Genomic DNA, 17758 nt, shown 5'->3' with positions numbered 1-17758 from the left:
CGGGACTTTCTCGCAAACTCAGCGGGCGCGCTTGGCCAACCGTTCGCGGTCCAGGATCACGACGCTCTTGCCCTCCAGGCGCAGCCAGCCACGCGAGGCGAAATCGGCCAGCGCCTTGTTCACCGTCTCGCGGGACGCCCCGACGAGCTGGGCCAGCTCCTCCTGGGTCAGGTCGTGCGTGACGCGCAGCTGCCCGCCCTCGACCGAGCCGAAGCGCTGGGCCAGTTGCAGCAGCTGCTTGGCCACCCGGCCGGGCACGTCGACGAAGATCAGGTCGGCGAGCATCGTGTTGGTGCGCCGCAGCCGGCGGGCGACGACGCGCAGCAGCTGCATCGCGATCTCCGGCCGCTCGCGCACCCAGTTCTGCAGGGCGGCCTTGGGCAGCCGCGCCAGCCGGGCGTCGGTGACCACCGTCGCCGTTGCGGTGCGCGGCCCGGGGTCGAACAGCGACAGCTCGCCGAACTGGTCGGACGGGCCCATCACGGCGACCAGGTTCTCGCGACCGTCCGAGGAGCGCCGGCCCAGCTTCACCTTGCCGGCCAGCACGATGTACAGGCTCTCGCCCGGCTCGCCCTCGGTGAACAAGGTCGCGCCGCGCACGGCGTCGATGATCTCGAACTCGCTGGCCAGTGCCTCGACGGCATCCGGGTCGACGCCCTGGAACAGGCCTGCCCTGCGCAGAATCTCGTCCACATCTGCTCCTCACGCTCACCCGGGTGCGAGCCAACTCTCAGGTCTCGCGGCAGTCTATGGCACCCGGGCGCCGGAGCTCAGGACCGGCGGTCGCGGCGCCGCCGCGGCAGGCTGATCCGTTGCCGCAGCCGGGACAGCGCCGAATCGTTGCCGCCGCGCACGAACGCGTCCAGTTCGTCGTACTTGGCGTCCTCGAGCAGGTGCTCGATCTTGCGCTCGACGGCCACGCGGCTCAGCGGCTGCTCGACGCGCTCCATCAACAGGACGAAGCCGAGCAGCACGAGCGGGAACAGCAGAACCAGGAATCCGATCATCGCCGCCCATTGTGCCCGATCGCGGTGTCCGGGCCGGCTCGTAGGCTGACGGCGTGCCGTCGACCGCCGTACCCGCCGAAACCCCGCTCGCCCTCACCCGGCGCGCCCGCCGCATCAACCGCGAGCTCGCCGCGCTGTACCCCGATGCGCACTGCGAGCTGGACTTCACCAACGCGCTCGAGCTGTCGGTGGCCACGATCTTGTCGGCGCAGTGCACGGACAAGCGCGTGAACGAGGTGACGCCGGCGGTGTTCGCCCGCTACCGCACCGCGGCCGACTACGCCGGTGCCGACCGCGCCGAGCTGGAGGAGTACATCCGCTCGACCGGCTTCTTCCGGAACAAGACGACCTCGCTGATCAAGCTGGGGCAGGCGCTGGTGGAGCGCTTCGACGGCGAGGTGCCGCACACGCTGACGGAGCTGGTCACGCTGCCCGGTTTCGGCCGCAAGACGGCGAACGTGGTGCTGGGCAACGCGTTCGGCATCCCGGGCATCACCGTCGACACGCACTTCGGCCGGCTCGCCCGGCGCTGGCACTGGACGGCCGAGACCGACCCGGTCAAGGTCGAGCACGCGATCAACGAGCTGATCCCGAAGAAGGACTGGACGATCCTGTCGCACCGGGTGATCTGGCACGGGCGGCGCATGTGCCATTCGCGCAAGCCCGCCTGCGGCGTCTGCCCGATCGCGAAGCTGTGCCCTTCGTACGGCGAGGGGCCGACCGATCCGGAGGTCGCCGCGAAGCTGGTGCGCAGCGCCAGCCAGATGATGGCCGAGCGTTGAGTTCGGTTCCTGACTGGCTGCGTCCGCTGGTCCGCGCGGCGCGCACGGCCGGACCGGACCAGACGCGGTTCGCGCCGCCCGAGGACGGCAGCGGCCGCGCCTCCGCAGTGCTGATCGCCTTCGCCGACACCGGCGACGGGCCGGGCGTGCTGCTGATCAAGCGTGCCGCCGACCTGCGCCGGCACCCCGGCCAGGTGGCCTTCCCCGGGGGCGCGGTCGACGACACCGACGCCGACCATGTCGCCGCGGCGCTGCGCGAGGCCGAGGAGGAGGTCGGGCTCGACCCGGCCAGCGTGCGGACGGTCGCGCAGCTGCCGCCGATCTTCATCCCGCCGTCCGGGTTCGTGGTCACCCCGGTGCTCGCGTGGTGGCACGACCCGCATCCGGTCGCGCCGGTGAGCGCGCGCGAGGTCGAGCGGGTCTCGCTCGTGCCGGTGGCGGCGCTCACCGATCCGGCGCACCGGTTCCGCACCGTGCACCCGTCCGGTCTGCTCGGTCCCGGGTTCGAGGTCGACGGCCTGTTCGTGTGGGGATTCACCGGCATGCTGCTGGACCGGCTGCTCACCCTGGCCGGGTGGAGTGTCCCGTGGGACGAGTCACTACGCCGCCCCGTCCCCCCGCTTGCCGCGCGCTAGCCGATCCGGCGGCGGCCGGCTGTCATTCGAGCCTGAGGACGTCCGCCGGCTTCGCGCGCTCGGCGGCGGTGTGCGTTCCGCCAGCGGCGAGCGCGATGAGGAGGGCGACGACGGCACCGGTCGCCGCGAGCGAGATGGTCGGCAGCACGAACTGGGCGCCGGGCGGCAGTTGCGGCTGCAGGTCGAGCGAGCGGGTCAGCATCGCGTAGCCGCCGAGGCCGGCCAGGGTGCCGGCTATCCAGCCGAGGCCGACGACGAGTAGCAACTCGGTCAGCAGCGAGGCGATGTGGGTAGCGGGGCGCAGGCCCATGCGGCGGCTCATCACGTACGAAACGGTGCGGCGGCGCGTGCGTGCGGACAGTGCGAAGACGAGTCCGGCGATGGCGACGGCGCCGATGAGGACGGCCAGTGCGCGCAGGTATCCGAAGATCCAGGTGAGCGGTAGCAGGCCGCTGTTGGAGACGCGGATCTTCGCGTCGAGCGCGGAGATGATGCTGTATCCGTCGCGTTGGACGGCAGTGCTGAGTGCCGCCACTTCGGCGTCTGTGGTCCATGCCTCGTTGCGTCGATCGAGGTTGGCGTCAATTCCGGTCAAGGCAGCTCGATTGACCACGAGCATCGGCTGGTAGTTGCCGCGCAGGCCGGGGAAGACGTGCGTGCGCGCGACGACGTGCAGCGGGAGCGTGGTTTGGCCGAGCTTCGCCTGCGTCGGAGTCGTAGGCGCGGGCGCGTAGACCCAGATTGCGGCGGCGGCTCCACCGTCGGCCAGCTTGGTCACCGCCGTGCGCTGCTGCTTGTCGAGGTAGGCGAATCGCCCGAAGGTCGCCGGGTCGATTCCCATCACGGTAACCGGTGCACCGTTGGCCAGTGTGGGCCCATTCGAGTACAGCACGACAGCGGTGCCGTGCTGGGCCAAGTTGGGTGTCGCGTCGTGGACGCCGATCAGCTGCAGCACGTCCGGTGCGCCGAGGTTCGTCTGGTACTTGCGTACGAGTTCGTCGTGGACGCCGACGCTGACCGTACCGGCGTAGGCGAGCAGGCCGCATGGCAGCGCGGTGCCGAGCAGCAGCCCGACCGCGATCGCCGGTGAGCCGCTGATTCGCCGCAGCGCCAGGTAGCCTGCTGCCGGCAAGGCGCGCGCGAGCCGTCCGGTCCGCGGCACCAGCAGCGCCGCGCCGCGGCCGAGCAGCAGCACCATGCCGGTCAGCGCGAGCAGCGGGAAGACAAGCAGCAGCGGCCCGACAGTGATGATGTTCTGCGTGTAGCTGATGCCATCGCCCGAGCGGATCGTGAGCCAGGCCCGTACCCCCACACCGACCAGCAGCAGCTCGTACGGCAGGTGCCGGGCCAGGCGCCGGTACCCGCGCGGCACGGTGCCGGTGGCGCGGGCGTCGCGTGCCGACCGGCCGCCGACCACGGCGATCAGCAGCAGTCCGGCTGCGGCCGCCAGGGCAGCGACGGCGGCGGCCCGAGCCGGCACGCCCGACCCGAACGCCGGTGCCGGGCCGAGCGTGCGCATCAGCAGGTACGACAGCCCGTAACCGACCCCAAGCCCGAGGACAGCAGCCGGCAGGGCTTCCAGCAGCGCCTTGACGCCGATAGCGGCCGGCCCGACCCCGCGGGCGGTCAGGAGTCGCACCTCCCGTGAACGGCGTGCCGCCCATGAGCCGCCTGCTTCGGCCACCAGCAGCAACGCCACCAGGGTGCCAGCGATGCTGATCGGCAGGACCGAACCGGACAGCCCGTCCTGGATCCGTTGTGCCCGGCCAATCTCGGCATCCAGCGGGGTGGCGGTCACCGGTAGGTTGCCGTTGCCCTGGTTCGCGAGATCGACTGTCGTGTCGGTGGCGAGGTCGACGCCAGCCGGCTTGATGGTGGCGAGCAGAGCGCTCGCCCGCCCGGACCGCTGCGCTGCATCACGCACATCCTGCAGTGTCATCTGCCCGATCGGCGCCGGGGCGTACCAGGAGACCTGGACGAAGGATTCCAGCGCATTCGGGACGTTCACGGCGGTGTTGGCCAGCGTCTGTGGATCGGCCAGTAGCAACGGTGGCGTGCCACCGTTGCCGGTGAGCTTGTACAGGATCAGGGGCGACCACGTACACCAGTAGCGCGGCAGCTTGGCGAGGTGGAACGGGTCCGGCGACAGCGCCCGATAGATGCCCGCCACCCGCACCGTGCCGTTCGCCATCGGCACGCTCTGGCCAGGATGGACACCGATCTTGGTAGCGAAGTCGTCCGGGAACCACAAGCCAGGCTGACCGCGGTTCGGCGTGAGGGTATGGACGTGGCCCAGCGAACCGGCTCGGGCGAACAGGGTCACCGGCGTCGCCTGGAACTGGCTGCGGCTGATGTCGACCCAATAACCGTCACCCGGGACGCCCGCCCGGTGCAGGGCAGTCACCCCGGCAGCGTTGACGTCCGGCAGCCGATCACGCACACCGGGATCCAGGTAGACCGACCCGCTGATCGTGGGCATCGAGCTCTCCGGACAACTCTCCGCGGCCTGCGCCCGCAAGCTGGCAGTGCCCAACGTGGAGCCGAACAGCAACCCCGCCGATGCCGCCAGGGCAAGCACCGCGGATGCGACCGCGATGCCTGCGAAAACTACCGGCCGGCTCAGCAACAACAACGGGGCCCGCCGCCACGGCGCGGTCTGCAACAGACGCACTCGCGGCTCACGCCGCCGCCGGGTCACCGCTGGCACGCTAGCGGCACAAGATCACGAGGCAATAACGTCGCGCTTCACCGCGAGCGCATGTCCGGACGACACAGCCTCACCGGGCAGCCGCCCAGGTTCCGCCGGTACGGTCGGTGCATGTCCGTGACCCGTTCGACACGCGCGGCGACCGCGCTGGCCGCGATCACGCTGGCCACGGCCGGCGTGCTCGCCGGCTGCACCTCCAAGTCCGCGGCCGACCGGCAGCCACACAGCGGCTCCGGCACCGCGTCGGTGGTCGACGGCGTCCAGCAGATCACCCTGCACGCGACCGACTTCCGGTTCTCCCCGTCGACGATCACGGTCCACCCGGGCAAGGTGCGGATCGTGGTGGTCAACGACGGCGGTGGCGCGCCACACGACTGGAAGCTGCCCGACTTCCCGGCCGACTACGTCCCGCTCGCCTCCAACGGGCAGACCAAGGAAGCCACCTTCACCGCGCCCGCGGCCGGCCGATATCAATTCGTGTGCACCATCCACACCAAGCAGGGCATGACCGGCACGCTGGTCGTGCTACCGAGCTGAGCCGTGCAACCGAGTAGAGCCGAGTGAACCTCCTCGACGTCGTCATCGTGGTCGCCGCCGTTGCCTACGGCATCGGCGGCTTCCGGCACGGCGCGATCGTCGGGGCGCTGTCGATGCTCGGCTTCTTCGGGGGCGCCGCGATCGGCGCGCAGATCGCCGAGCCGATCGGCTCGCACCTGGCGCACGGCCGGGCGCGGGTGCCGGTCGCGATCATGTGCGTGCTGCTGCTCGCGATGCTCGGCCAGCTGTTCGGCGCCTGGATAGCAGGCCACGTCCGGTCGCGGTTCCGGTCCGACCGCGGCCGGGTGCTCGACAGCGGCGTGGGCTCTGCGCTCGGGGTGGCCTCGGTGTTGCTGGTCGCCTGGATGGTGGCGATCCCGCTCGCGTCCTCGCCCTTCCCGTCCCTGGCGTCCGAGGCGAGCAGTTCGAAGATCGTCCGCACCGTGAACGACGTGATGCCGGACGACGTGCGCAACCTCTACACCTCGCTGCGCTCGTTCCTGGACCAGAGCGGCTTCCCGCCGGTGTTCGGGGACCTGCCCAACGGGCCGAGCGTCGCCGTCGGGCCGCCCGACGCCACGCTGCCGCGCGACGTGCAGCTGCGCGTCCAGAAGGCGCACCGGTCGATCTTCAAGATCTACGGCGAGGCACCGTCGTGCAGCCGTGGCATCGAGGGAACCGGCTTCGTCATCGGCAAGCACCGGATCGTGACCAATGCGCATGTGGTGGCCGGCACCAGCCAGGTGGCGGTGCAGATCGACCCGGACCACAACCTGGCTGCGACCGTCGTGCTGTTCGACCCGAAGCGGGACGTCGCCGTGCTGGACGTCCCCAGGCTGACCGCCCCGCCGCTCGCGTTCGAGGCGTTGCCGGCCAAGCACGGCGACGCCGCGGTCGTGCTCGGCTACCCGCAGGACGGCCCGTTCTCCGTTCGGTCCGCGCGGATCCGCACCCTGACGACGGTCGGCGGCAGCGACATCTACGGAAACGGCAACGTGCACCGCGAGATCTACTCGATCCGCGCGGTGGTCCGCAGCGGCAACTCAGGTGGCCCGCTGCTGTCGACGAACGGGACCGTGCTCGGCATGGTGTTCGCGACCGCGCTGGACTCCTCGGACACCGGTTATGCCCTGTCGCACGGCGAGATCGCGCCGGACCTGGCCAAGGCGCAGCAGCTCGACAGACCGGTCGGCACCGGGCACTGCACGCCCTGAGCCCGCGAGTTGCCGGTCAGCGCAGCTTGACCCAGCGCAGCAACTCGCCGCTGACCTGCTCGCTCACCTCGTTCTGCGGGAAGTGCCCGACACCGTCCAGGACCCGGTACTCGTAGTCACCGGCGACGTACTGCCCCGAGCCCTGCGCCGTGGACGGCAGTACGCAGGTGTCGAAGTCCCCCTGCAACTGCAGCACCGGCGCGGCAACCGGAACCCGCAGCGACGACGCGAACCGGCGGCCGTCACCGCGCGGCAGCGAGCGCACCAACCAGCGGAAGTATTCGGACGCGCAGTAGCCGACGGGATGGATGCGCATCGCCTCGGCGTAGCGCTCCACGTCGGCGAGATAGCCCGGCGTGCCACGCCAGCGCGGTCCGGTCCAGGTGTCGAACAGCTGCCGCACCCAACGCCCGTCGCGGGCCAGCAGGTGTTCGGGCCGGCGGGGGATCTGGAAGGTGCGCAGCGCGTAGGCCGACGCGTGCCGCTGCTCGGGACTGCGGGCGATCGCCGCGCGCAGCCGAAGTGGGTGCGCGGCACCGAGCAGGACGATGCCGCGCACGACCTCGGCGTGGTTCGCCGCCATCGTCCAGGCCAGCAGCCCGCCGAGGTCGTTGCCGACGACGATCGCGTTCCGCTCGCCGAGCGAGGCGACCAGCGCGGCCATGTCGGCGGCGAGCGTCGGAGCGTCGTAGCCGCGCGGTGGCTTGTCGCTCGCGCCGAACCCGCGCAGGTCGACCGCCACCGCCCGGTAACCGGCTTCGGCGAGATCGGTCAGCTGCCGGCGCCACGTCCACCAGAACTGCGGGAACCCGTGCAACAGCAGGACGAGCGGGCCGGTACCCAGCTCGGCGACATGCAGCGCGATGCCGTTCGCGCGCACCGTCCGATGCCTCCACGGTCCGTCGACGAGGACGATCGAGCTGTCCGGCGAACCGGGCAGCGGACCGAAGCCCATGCGCGATTCAGCTCCGCTTCGTGTTGGCCTTGAGGTAGGCGACGGTGTCCTTGCCGGTGTCGATCGTGCGCTTGGGCGCCTTCACCCGCTTGACCTTGCGGACGCCGAGGAAGACGAGCGCGCCGATCAGGAGCAGCAAGAACACGAAGACGATCAGGTAGGACAGCCAGCGCCAGATGCCCGCGGCGGTGAGGCCCTCGGCGAGCGCGATCAGTCCGAAGGTGAAGGAGAAGAACAGCAGCACCAGGGCCGTCACGAAGAAGCCGGCACCGACGCCGGCGTTCTTCACCGAGGACTTGAGCTCGAGCTTGGCCAGCGCGACCTCGCCCTGGATGATCGTGGACAGGTGCGCGGACGCCTCGGAGACGAGCTGGCCGACGGTCGGCTCGGCAGCGTGCCGACCCGGCTGCGGCACCTCGTCCGACTGGGGTGTCACTGTCACGGTGTTCGCTCCTCACCTCGCGGGGGTGCGCGAGTTCGTGCCCGATCATTGCAGCCCGGGCGCCCCGCCCGCACCTGCGCCGCCGGCCGGGCCGGCCTGCAGCCGGGCGAGCAGCGCCGTGCCGTCGGGCACGCCCAGTCCGGTGCAGGCGTCCCATCCGGGACCGGCCGAGTAGCCACCGTTATCGCCTTCGGTGATGTCGCGGAAGCCCGCCGGGACGGTGCCGGCGGCGGTGCCCGCGTACAGCGACTCGGCCAGCAGCCCCAGCGGCCGGCCGACGGCCTGGGCCAGTCGTGCGACGAGCGCGGCCCACAGCGGGGCGACCGCGCTGGTGCCGCCGATCACGGTGTCCGTGCCGTCCACGCGCACCTGGTAGCCGGTGCGCGGGTCGGCGTTCGCGGCCACGTCCGGCACGCCCCGCCCGGAGCCCGGGACGCCGGCCTCGGCCTGCCACTGCGGCCGGTCGAACGCGACGCTCACCCCGCCACCGGTCGCGCCGCCGCCGTCGTTCCAGACCGTCTCGGCGGTCACGGCGCCGGTGTCCGGGTCGGCGTCCAGCGTGGTGCCGCCGCAACCGAGCAGGTGCGGGCTGGAGGCCGGGAAGTCGGCGTGGTTGCTGCCGTCGCTCGCCCCGTCGGCGCTGCCACTGTCGCCGGCGGCAGCGGTGACCGTGACGCCGAGTTGTGCGGCGTCGGCGAACGCGCTGTCCATCGCGGTGCGGGCCTGCGCGGTCCACGCGTCCTCGCTCTGCCCCCAACTGATGCTGATCGCGGTCGGCGTCGGTGTGGCGTGCGCGGCGTCGCTGACCGCGTCCAGGAATCCGTCGTCGGTGTTCGGCGCGAAGTACACGAGCACCGTGGCGGCGGGGGCCAGCGCGCCGGCGACCTCGATGTCCAGCAGCACCTCGCCGTCGGCACCCGTGGGGTCCTGGCCGGGCCGGTTCTGCGCGCCGTCGACGCTGACGGCGCGCACCCGCGGGGCGGCGATGCCCAGCCCGCCGAAGTAGGCGTCCAGGTCGGCGGTGCCGAATCCGCCGCCGAGCTCGATGATCGCGATCGTGGTGCCGCTGCCGTCGGTGCCGTCCGGGAACGCGTAGACCCGGCCGAGCTGCGGTGGGGTGTAGCTGGCCCGTACGTCGGCGGCGGCCGCGACGCGGAACTGCGCGCGGGCCTGCGGGCGGTTGTCCAGTCCGAGGACCGCGGTGACGACGCCGTCGAGCGCTGCCGGCAGCCGCAGCGTCCCGGTCCGGTGCCGGTGCGTGGCCGTGCCCCCGTCCGGCGCGCGGCTGGTGACCTGCCGCAACTCGGTGCCGAACGCGGCCGCGATGTCGGTGGCGGTGCCGCGGACCCGGATCCGCCGGGACGGCAGGTCGGTGCGCACCACCTGCAGTCCGAGCGACTCGACGGTGCCGGCGACGAGTGCGGCGTCGCTTCCGGACGCGCCGAGCCGGCCGGGCGTGCCGTACCGCAGCACGAGCAGCGCCTCGACGGGCTCGGTCGGGCTGAGCGCGGTGGCGTCGCGGGCCTCCGGTGCGGCGGCCCGCTCGGTTCCGGCCAGCGGGACGAGGTCGGAAATCTGCCGGTTTGCGTCCATGCCATGGTGATACGCGCTGCCGCGCCGCAGGGCAACCGAGCCGCGCGGGCTTGCGCGGTTCGGCTGCGTGATCGAAGTCGGGAACGTGATCAAAGTCGAGTAGTGGCTGCGGATCGACCACAACTCGGCGTTGATCATCGCCGTGGGTGGGTGCCGGGTTGCGACCGGATCGCACCGCCAGGCGGTGGCAGCGCGACGCCCAGCTCGCGCGAACGGCGGCCCAGCCAGTCCGCGGTCTCGTCCAGCCACCACCCGTCCCGACCCGCCACCACCGACGGCGGCTGGTGCAGGACGGCAAACCCGGCCGCGGTGAGTGCGTTGTGCCGGGCCATGGTGGCCCGCCAGTCCTCCGCGCTGATGTGGAACTCCAGGCTGTCGATCTCCAGGACAGCGCGCAGTCCGCGCCACAGGAAGTCCACGAGGAAGCACCTGCCGCGGGCGGCTACCACCGGGACGTTGAGTTCGAAGGCAGGGATGCGCGGATGGCGGGCGAGCCGTGCGGCGGCGTCCGCCTCTGCGGCCGAGCGGACGCCGTCGAGTGCTTCGCCCACCGCCCGCCGCAAGTGCGCACCCCGGTTGCGTGGCAGGCCGTCCAGCTCGCGGACGAGGGCGTCGAGACTGCAGCGGCGGCGAACCAGCGCGAACCCGACGAGCGCGCGCACCTCGGACAGCCGACTGCAGTCCAATGCGGTGTCGGCCACGGCCCGCTCGGTCGCGACGATCGGGGTGAGCGGGTGGTGGCTCGCCTCGGCGGACGTCTCGGTGCGGGTGTACGGCCGGGCAGTGCGGCGAATCCGTACCCCGCCGATCACCCTGTTACTGCCGGTGCGCGTGAGCACGGTGGCTTGCGGCGTCGGCGGGCGCTCGCCGCCGAGCCCGCGCACCTGCAGTGCGTCCCAGCCGGTGAGCGCGGCGGACGGTCCGGCAAGCGCGATCCCCACCGCGACCCAGTCCGCGCGTGTCGGCTGCTCGGGGCGGGTGAGCACGATGCCGCGGGCGATCGCGCGCCAGTTCCCGTGGCCGAGTTCGGTGCGCACCCTTGAGCGGGTAAGCCCGAGGCGGGGGAGCCAGGCGGTCACCACGACGCGTGGTAGTTCGAGGACGCGTGGTAGTTCGAGCTCGGACACCGGCCCAGGCTCGCAGCTGGCGCGCGGTCGACGGAGGGCGCCGCAAGGCGCTGTGGACCGCCCGGTGGACGACGGGGCAGTCGGCGGGCGGCTGTCGAGCGGCTGGCGGGCGGCTGGCGGGCGGCTGGCGGGCGGCTGGCGGGCTGCGATCCAGCCGCGCGATCGTGATCAAAGTCGAGTAGTGGCTGCCGATCGACCACAACTCGGCGTTGATCATGGCCGGGACGCCCGGTCTCGGCCCGATCTCGCCCGGTCGCGCATGGCCGTGTCGCCCGGCCTCGGCCCGTCTCGGCCGGTCTCGGCCGGGCGGCGCCGTCCGGCTCGGCCGTCGCCCGTAGCCTGGCCGACGTGCGTCCCGATCCACTTGCCCCGCTGCTCGAACTGCCCGGTGTCGCCGACGGCGTCACAGCCACCCGCACCAGCGTGGACCGGCTGCTGAACAACCGCACCCTGCGCCGCCGTTCCGCCGACGTGTCCGCCGAATCGTCACTGCGCGGGGCCCGGGCCGCCGCCGCGCTGTCCGGTGTCGACGTCGCGCTGGAGGACGTCCGCTCGGGGGCCGCCGTCACCGATCCGGTGCTGCAGGGCGCCCTGCGCGCGTACGCGGCGATCCCGGCGCTGGCCGACACCTGGACGCACGCCCCGCGGCAGGCGCTGGCCCGGTTGCACGCGCTGGCCGCCGCGGACCTGGTCGAGGATCGGGACGCGCTCGGCCGGCCGGCAGGCGGGGCGGCGGAGCGACTGGACACCCTGGCCGCGGTGCTCGACGCGACCTCCGCGCCCGCGGCCGTGGTCGCCGGGATCGTCCACGGTGAGCTGCTCTCCCTGGACGCGTTCGCGCCCGCGTCCGGCGTCGTCGCACTGGCGGCCGTCCGGCTCACCCTCATCGACCGTGGCCTGGACCCCAAGTCGCTGGTGGTGCTCGAGGTCGGGCATCGCGAGCTGGGCGCCGCCTACCCCGAGGCGCTCGCCGGCTACCGGTCCGGAACACCGCAGGGGATCGGCGGCTGGCTCACGCACTGCGCGGACGCCATCGTGGCCGGGGTGGCGGAGACCACCGCGATCTGCGAGGCGATCGCCCGCGGGTGATGGGCCGGACGTGACGACGGCGCCGGTATCGCCGTGGGCGAGGCCAGCGCCGCCTGCACGGATGATGGGGTTACCAGGCGTGCCCTTGCGGATGTCAGGCGCGGGCCGACAGATGTCGCGGTCCGCGTCGACTCACCTGTTGCGTGGTGGGTTCGCCGCGTGGGTGCCCAATCGTCCGTGCGGGACGGGCGCCGCTGGGGGCTGGACCGCCATCGACGACCACCCGTCCTTGCCTGTATTGGACGCCCCGCCCGGGCGGTTGGCAACCCCTGACCGGCATGTCGGGAGTGGGCGCTTTCGCCGCGCCTGCCGGGTCAGGCTTCGCGGCGCCGCCGCCGGGTCGCGTACCAGGCCAACCCGCCGACTGCCAGGCCGACACCGACTGCTCCCGCCGTGACGCTCGGGTGCTCCGGACGCAGCCCGGAGATCCGTTCGCGCAGCGGCACCGCGTTCGAGAACGTGAGCATCGGCCACTCGCGCTCGAGCGCGATCTTGCGCAGCGCCCGGTCGGCGTTCACCGCGAACGGGTGCCCGACGGCCTCGAGCATCGGCACGTCGGTTGCCGAGTCGGAGTACGCGTAGCAGGCGGCGAGGTCGTAGCCGCGCTCGTCGGCAAGGGCGCGGATCGCCACCGCCTTCTCCGGCCCGTACGCGTACAGGCTGATCACCCCGGTGTACTTGCCGTCCTCGACGACCATGCGGGTGCCGATCACCTCGTCCGCGCCGAGCATCGCGCCGATCGGCCCGACGACCTCTTCGCCGGACGAGCTGACGATCACCACGTCGCGGCCGGCCGCCTTGTGCATACCGATCAGCTCGACCGCCTCGTCGTAGACGATCGGGTCGATGATCTCGTGCAGCGTCTCCGAGACGATGTCGCGGACCTGGCCGACGTCCCACCCGGTGCACATCGCGGTCAGGTAGGCGCGCATGCGTTCCATCTGGTCCGCGTCCGCGCCGGCGAGGGCGAACACGAACTGGGCGTACGCGCTGCGCAGCACCGCACGCCGGTTGAGCAGGCCGCCCTGGTAGAACGGCTTGCCGAATGCCAGCACGCTGGACTTGGCGATGATCGTCTTGTCCAGGTCGAAGAAGGCGGCGGTGCGCCTGTCCTGAGCCGGTTCGGGTGCCACGGCCTACGAGGATACGGGCGCCGATCGATGCGGGCGGGAGGCGCTCGGCGCGCTTGCATTTCTGCAGCCGCACTGTCCACAGATGGCGTGTCGTCCACAGCCGGGGTCGCTGCGCTGGCGCCTGACAGTGCCGCGCGGTGAAGTCGTCGGTGTGGGTATCGCGGTGGGCGTGATCGGCGGCAGCGGGGGCGTGGGCGCGTCCACGTTCGCCGCGGTACTCGCCTGGGCGGCGCGTGGGACGTTGGTGGACCTGGATCCGTGGGGCGGCGGGATCGACGTGCTGCTCGGCATCGAAGCGGTCCCTGGGGCGCGGTGGTCGGGGGTGCGGGTGGGCGGCGGCCGGCTGGATCCGGCGCTGCTGTCCGCCGGACTACCGCGGTGGGCGGGTGTTCCCGTGCTGGCCGTCGACCGCTCGCCTCCGGCCGGCGGGGTCGGCGAGGTGCTCGCGGCGGTGGCCGAGTTGGGCTGCACGGTGCTCGACCTGCCGCGGGCGCCGTCACCGGCGCGCGAGGCGGCCCTCGAGGAGTGCGGGCTGGTGGTGGTCCTGGCCCACGCCGGCGTACGGCAGTTGAGCGCCGCGCGGGCGGTGGTCAGCGCGTTGCCGGACGTCAACGTCGGGACGGTGTTGCGCCGCGGGGAGGTGCCGTTGGGTGACGCGGTGCCATTGGTCGGTGCCGCGCTGCTCGGCGTCCTGCCGCGGCCGGCGGGCGGCCTGCCGCTCGGGCGCGGGCGGCCGCCGAGGTCGCTGGCCCGCGTCGCCGCCGGCATCGTCGACGGACTCGGTCGGGACGGACTCGGTCGGGACGGACTCGGTCGGGACGGACTCGGTCGGGACGGACTCGGTCGGGACGGACTCGTGGGCCCGGGCGCGGAGTCGGCCGCCAGAGCATCCGTCGGCGCGGCGGGCCTGCCGTGAGCGCGCTCGTCGACCGGGTGCGGCATCGGCTGGCTGCTGGCGAGAGCGCTGACCTGGACGCCCTGCTTCGCGAGGAGTCGGGGGACATCCTCGACGACGCCGTCTTCGCGGTCCTGCGCCGCGAGGTGCACGCCGAACTGGCCGGTGCCGGTCCGCTCGAACCGCTGCTGGCGCTGCCCGGCGTCACCGACGTCCTGGTCACCGCGCCGGATGCGGTCTGGATCGATCGTGGGCACGGTGTGGAGCGGGTGCCGGTGCGATTCGCCGACGACGCCGCCGTGCGCCGGCTTGCCCAGCGTCTGGTCGCGGCCGGCGGACGGCGGCTGGACGACGCGACGCCCTTCGCCGACGCGACGCTGCCCGACGGCACCCGACTGCATGCGGTGCTGCCTCCGCTGGTGCCCGCCACCGCGTTGTCGCTGCGCGTGCTCGCCCGGCAGCGGTTCACGCTCGCCGAACTGGTGCGCCGGGGCACTGTGCCGGACGAGGCTGCGCAACTGCTGCAGGCTGTCGTCCGGGCCCGGTTGGCGTATCTGCTCAGCGGTGGGACGGGCACCGGCAAGACGACGCTGCTCGGGGCGCTGCTGGGCGAGGTCCGGCCGGCCGAGCGGCTGGTCGTGATCGAGGACGCCGGCGAACTGGTGATCGATCACCCGCACGCGGTGCGGCTGGTCACCCGGGCGCCGAACGTCGAAGGGGCCGGGGCGGTCGGGTTGCGCGAGCTGGTGCGCCAGGCGCTGCGGATGCGACCCGACCGGCTGGTCGTCGGCGAGTTCCGTGGCGCGGAGACGGTGGAGCTACTGGTGGCGCTGAACACCGGGCATGAGGGAGGGGCAGCGACGGTGCACGCGAACTCCGCCCAGGACGTGCCCGCGCGGCTCGCGGCGCTCGGCTCACTGGCCGGTGTGCCACCCGCCACCGTGACCGAGCTGGCCGCCTCGGCCGTCGACGTCGTGGTGCATCTGGCACGTGGGCAGGACGGCACGCGGCGGGTTCGTGAAATCGGGGTGCTCCGGAGGACGGCCACCGGCCTCGCGGTCGCCCCGGCCTGGACACTCGAGGAGGGTCCGGGAGTCGCGCGCGGCGCACTGGCCGCCGTGCTCGCGGCCCGGCAGGCAGACGTGCCGGCGGTGCTGCGGTGACGGCGGTGCTGCGGTGACGGCGTGGCGACGCCCTGCGGGGATGCAGGGGATCCAGGCCAGGGTGCGGGGCCGCGTCCGGGCGCGCCGCCTGCTCGCCCGCCATGCGGCGACCGCGGAACGGCGGGGCCGGCTGTCGAACATGTCCGGCGGTGCGGGCGCGCCGCGGCGCGCGCCGGTGAACCGATCCGGCCGGACGGCCATTGCGCGCCGGACGGTGGCTCGGGCGGCTCGCGCGCTCGGAACGCGGCGCCCGCGCGTCGCGCTGACACTGGTCGTGTCCACGCTGGTCGCCCTGGCCGGGGGAGGCGCGCTCGGCGTCGCTGCCGGCGCGATGCTCTGGTGCGTCGCCCGGCTGGGCGCAGATGCGGCGGTGCGGCGGACCACGCGGCTGCGCGAGCGGTCTGTCGACCTGGCGGTGCGGGCGGTCCTGGCCGAGATCGAGGCCGGGGCCGGGGCCGCGGCCGCGCTGCAGGCGGCGGCCGAGGCGGCACCCGGGTTGTCCGGACCGTGCCGGGCGGCCGCTCGCGCAGCACGTGCGGGTGGGGATCTGTCCACCGAGCTGGACCGGACCCCGGACCTGCACGCACTCGCGCACGCCTGGCGAGTGGCGGACAGCTCGGGCGCGCCGCTCACGGACACGCTCGCCGGGCTGTGTGCCGATCTTTCCGCCAGCACCGAGCGGGGCCAGGCGGTGCGCGCCGCGCTGGCCGGTCCCCGCTCGACGGCGGTGCTGCTCGGCCTACTGCCGATCCTCGGGCTCGTCCTGGGCTCGGGGATGGGAGCGCGGCCGGTTCACGTCCTGCTGGCCACGACGGGCGGGCACGCGATCTGGTGCGTGGGCGTCGTCCTGGACGTCCTCGGGCTGGTGTGGACGAACCGGCTGCTGCGCGGTGCGGACGCCGAGCCGAGCGGCGAGAGCAGGGTGCGCCGCGCGGGTGCCCGGCTGTTCGGCACCCGGTTGCCACCGGACGGCCGGCTGCCGTTCGCGCTCGACCTCACCGCGGCGGCACTGCGCTGCGGCCGCGACGTCGCGAACGCGCTGCGGCTCGCCGCACCCGTGCTCGCGCCGGCCGCCGCGGCACAGTGGCGCCGGGTCGCCGGCCTGATCGCGCTCGGCGCCGATCCCGACCAGGCATGGACGAGCGTCGGTGAGGACGCCGACCTGGCGCCCGTCGCCGTCGCTGCGCGGCGAAGCGCGAAAAGCGGAGCACGACTCGCCGCGGCGTTCAGCAGGCTGGCCCGTGACCTGCGCGCCGAACAGCGCAGCGCGGCGCTCGCCCGCGCCAACCGGGCCGGCGTGCTGGCGATGGCGCCGCTTGGGCTCTGCTTCCTGCCCGCTTTCGTCTGCATCGGCATCGTCCCGACGATCGTGGGAATCGCGAGCGGGGTGCTCGATGCAGTGCCGTGACCCGCCCCGCCGATCGGTCAGGTCGGTCAGCTACCCGGCTCGATGCCGCACAGCAGCAGATTCTTCTTGACCGTCGCATCTAGGGTCGACCTGTGCGGCTGGGGGCGGTCCGTCAGTGGAACGACGAGCAGGCGTGCGGCGCGCTCGACTCGGAGGCGCCGCCCGTGCTCGCGTCGGCACCGCCCGAACCGTCGAGTGGTGGCTATGGAAGCACGCTGACGCTCCGGTGCGACGACGGTCGACCCGAGACGCGGCCGCGATGAGCGCGCCGGTGGCTGCGCCGGAACTGGTCGCCGACTGCAGCCGGTGCGCCGGGTTGTGCTGCGTGGCGCTGCCGTTCGCCCGCTCGGCCGACTTCGCGATCGACAAGCCGGCCGGCACGCCGTGCCCCAACCTGCAGCCGGACTTCGGTTGCGCGATCCACGCCGAGCTGCGGCCACGCGGCTTCTCCGGCTGCGTCACCTTCGACTGCTTCGGCGCCGGGCAGCGCGTCTCGCAGGTCATCTTCGGCGAACCGGACTGGCGGTCGGATCGCGCCCGGGCACGCGCCATGTTCGCGGCGTTCGACACCGTGCGCCAGTTGCACGAACTGCTCTGGTACCTGACCCAGGCGGTAGGCCTTGCCAGCGCCGGGGGGCGTGCCGAGGTGGAGGCGCTACGCGCCGAGGTCGCCGCCCTGGCCGCCGGGCCGGCCGACCGGCTGGCCGAGGTGGACGTCGGCGGCCTGCGCGAGCGGGTCGGACCCGTGCTCGAGCTCGTCAGCGCGGCGACGCGAGCCGAGGTCCGTCGCGGCAAGCCGGATCGCCGCGGCGCGGACCTGGCCGGCGCGCGGCTACGCGCCGCCGACCTGTCCGGGGTCAGCCTGCGTGGCGCCCTGCTCATCGCGACCGACCTGCGCAACGCCGACCTGCGTGGGGCGGACCTGCTCGGCGCCGACCTGCGCAACGCCGACCTGTCCGGCGCCGACCTGTTCGGCGCCCTGTACGTGAGCCAGTCGCAGCTGAACGCGGCGCGCGGTGATGCGCACACCCGCATCCCGTCCGCCCTCGCCCGTCCCGCGCACTGGTAGCC

The 17758-nt window shown here is 73.2% G+C and carries 17 protein-coding genes; 9 read left to right on the top strand and 8 right to left on the bottom strand.

The window, feature by feature from the left end; all coding sequences use genetic code 11:
* Positions 1 to 18: 18 nt before the first annotated feature.
* Entirely contained in the window at positions 19 to 693 is a 675-nt protein-coding gene (locus tag M6B22_RS10615) for a Crp/Fnr family transcriptional regulator (RefSeq protein WP_269445736.1), read from the bottom strand.
* 77 nt (positions 694 to 770) lie between these two features.
* Complete coding sequence (locus M6B22_RS10610) at positions 771 to 1007, bottom strand: hypothetical protein (RefSeq protein ID WP_269445735.1); 237 nt, start codon at positions 1005 to 1007, stop codon at positions 771 to 773.
* A gap of 53 nt (positions 1008 to 1060) precedes the next feature.
* Between M6B22_RS10610 and nth the strand changes: the two genes are divergently transcribed.
* The gene (gene nth, locus M6B22_RS10605) at positions 1061 to 1789 is read left to right on the top strand and encodes an endonuclease III (RefSeq protein WP_269445734.1); all 729 of its coding nucleotides are present in this window, start codon (positions 1061 to 1063) and stop codon (positions 1787 to 1789) included.
* Complete coding sequence (locus M6B22_RS10600; RefSeq protein ID WP_269445733.1) at positions 1786 to 2424, top strand: NUDIX hydrolase; 639 nt, start codon at positions 1786 to 1788, stop codon at positions 2422 to 2424. The genes nth and M6B22_RS10600 overlap by 4 nt, the downstream gene beginning before the upstream one ends.
* A 22-nt stretch (positions 2425 to 2446) precedes the next feature.
* On the opposite strand, the gene M6B22_RS10595 is transcribed toward M6B22_RS10600, so the two are convergent.
* Positions 2447 to 5122, bottom strand: coding sequence for an ABC transporter permease (locus M6B22_RS10595; protein WP_269445732.1), 2676 nt, complete (start codon positions 5120 to 5122; stop codon positions 2447 to 2449).
* Positions 5123 to 5242: 120 nt separating this feature from the next.
* On the opposite strand from M6B22_RS10595, the gene M6B22_RS10590 reads away from it, so the two are divergent.
* Positions 5243 to 5668 carry a cupredoxin domain-containing protein gene (locus M6B22_RS10590; RefSeq protein WP_269445731.1) on the top strand — a complete coding sequence of 142 codons (426 nt, stop codon included), beginning with the start codon at positions 5243 to 5245 and terminating at the stop codon, positions 5666 to 5668.
* A 23-nt stretch (positions 5669 to 5691) separates the two neighbouring features.
* On the top strand, positions 5692 to 6882 hold the full coding sequence (locus M6B22_RS10585; RefSeq protein ID WP_269445730.1) for a MarP family serine protease: 1191 nt from the start codon (positions 5692 to 5694) through the stop codon (positions 6880 to 6882).
* 16 nt (positions 6883 to 6898) lie between these two features.
* Here the strand turns inward: M6B22_RS10585 and M6B22_RS10580 are convergent, their stop codons facing one another.
* The 4 genes from M6B22_RS10580 to M6B22_RS10565 all read right to left on the bottom strand — a co-directional run bounded on the left by M6B22_RS10580 (position 6899) and on the right by M6B22_RS10565 (position 10999).
* Positions 6899 to 7837 (bottom strand): alpha/beta fold hydrolase, encoded by a 939-nt coding sequence (locus M6B22_RS10580; RefSeq protein ID WP_269445729.1) that lies wholly within the window; start codon positions 7835 to 7837, stop codon positions 6899 to 6901.
* Between the two features lie 7 nt (positions 7838 to 7844).
* Positions 7845 to 8279: a phage holin family protein gene (locus tag M6B22_RS10575; RefSeq protein ID WP_269445728.1), complete on the bottom strand. Its 435-nt coding sequence runs from the start codon at positions 8277 to 8279 to the stop codon at positions 7845 to 7847.
* 45 nt (positions 8280 to 8324) lie between these two features.
* Positions 8325 to 9872: a S53 family peptidase gene (locus M6B22_RS10570; protein ID WP_269445727.1), complete on the bottom strand. Its 1548-nt coding sequence runs from the start codon at positions 9870 to 9872 to the stop codon at positions 8325 to 8327.
* 134 nt (positions 9873 to 10006) lie between these two features.
* Positions 10007 to 10999 (bottom strand): hypothetical protein, encoded by a 993-nt coding sequence (locus M6B22_RS10565; RefSeq protein ID WP_269445726.1) that lies wholly within the window; start codon positions 10997 to 10999, stop codon positions 10007 to 10009.
* Positions 11000 to 11347: 348 nt separating this feature from the next.
* Between M6B22_RS10565 and M6B22_RS10560 the strand changes: the two genes are divergently transcribed.
* Positions 11348 to 12088: a hypothetical protein gene (locus M6B22_RS10560; protein WP_269445725.1), complete on the top strand. Its 741-nt coding sequence runs from the start codon at positions 11348 to 11350 to the stop codon at positions 12086 to 12088.
* A gap of 314 nt (positions 12089 to 12402) precedes the next feature.
* Here M6B22_RS10560 and M6B22_RS10555 read toward each other — a convergent pair whose 3' ends face one another.
* A complete protein-coding gene (locus M6B22_RS10555; RefSeq protein WP_269445724.1) occupies positions 12403 to 13221 on the bottom strand; it encodes an HAD family hydrolase in 819 nt (272 codons plus the stop codon).
* Between the two features lie 82 nt (positions 13222 to 13303).
* Here M6B22_RS10555 and M6B22_RS10550 point away from each other — a divergent pair, with 82 nt between their 5' ends.
* The 4 genes from M6B22_RS10550 to M6B22_RS10535 all read left to right on the top strand — a co-directional run bounded on the left by M6B22_RS10550 (position 13304) and on the right by M6B22_RS10535 (position 17756).
* Positions 13304 to 14137, top strand: coding sequence for a hypothetical protein (locus tag M6B22_RS10550; protein ID WP_269445723.1), 834 nt, complete (start codon positions 13304 to 13306; stop codon positions 14135 to 14137).
* Positions 14134 to 15279, top strand: coding sequence for a TadA family conjugal transfer-associated ATPase (locus M6B22_RS10545; protein ID WP_269445722.1), 1146 nt, complete (start codon positions 14134 to 14136; stop codon positions 15277 to 15279). Before M6B22_RS10550 ends, M6B22_RS10545 begins: the two co-directional genes overlap by 4 nt.
* A 40-nt stretch (positions 15280 to 15319) precedes the next feature.
* Positions 15320 to 16687 carry a type II secretion system F family protein gene (locus M6B22_RS10540; RefSeq protein WP_269445721.1) on the top strand — a complete coding sequence of 456 codons (1368 nt, stop codon included), beginning with the start codon at positions 15320 to 15322 and terminating at the stop codon, positions 16685 to 16687.
* 259 nt (positions 16688 to 16946) lie between these two features.
* Positions 16947 to 17756: a pentapeptide repeat-containing protein gene (locus tag M6B22_RS10535; protein WP_269445720.1), complete on the top strand. Its 810-nt coding sequence runs from the start codon at positions 16947 to 16949 to the stop codon at positions 17754 to 17756.
* Positions 17757 to 17758: the final 2 nt, after the last annotated feature.

The organism is Jatrophihabitans cynanchi, from assembly GCF_027247405.1.
Lineage (GTDB): Bacteria > Actinomycetota > Actinomycetes > Mycobacteriales > Jatrophihabitantaceae > Jatrophihabitans_B > Jatrophihabitans_B cynanchi.
This window is presented reverse-complemented; position numbering and strand designations above follow the sequence as displayed.

Excerpts from the sequence above, each read along its gene's own strand:
- M6B22_RS10590 (WP_269445731.1), top strand. The coding sequence starts at position 5,243 with ATGTCCGTGACCCGTTCGACACGCGCGGCGACCGCGCTGGCCGCGATC.
- M6B22_RS10550 (WP_269445723.1), top strand. The coding sequence starts at position 13,304 with ATGGCGTGTCGTCCACAGCCGGGGTCGCTGCGCTGGCGCCTGACAGTG.
- M6B22_RS10570 (WP_269445727.1), bottom strand. The coding sequence starts at position 9,872 with ATGGACGCAAACCGGCAGATTTCCGACCTCGTCCCGCTGGCCGGAACC.
- M6B22_RS10580 (WP_269445729.1), bottom strand. The coding sequence starts at position 7,837 with ATGGGCTTCGGTCCGCTGCCCGGTTCGCCGGACAGCTCGATCGTCCTC.
- M6B22_RS10540 (WP_269445721.1), top strand. The coding sequence starts at position 15,320 with ATGCAGGGGATCCAGGCCAGGGTGCGGGGCCGCGTCCGGGCGCGCCGC.
- M6B22_RS10610 (WP_269445735.1), bottom strand. The coding sequence starts at position 1,007 with ATGATCGGATTCCTGGTTCTGCTGTTCCCGCTCGTGCTGCTCGGCTTC.
- M6B22_RS10535 (WP_269445720.1), top strand. The coding sequence starts at position 16,947 with ATGAGCGCGCCGGTGGCTGCGCCGGAACTGGTCGCCGACTGCAGCCGG.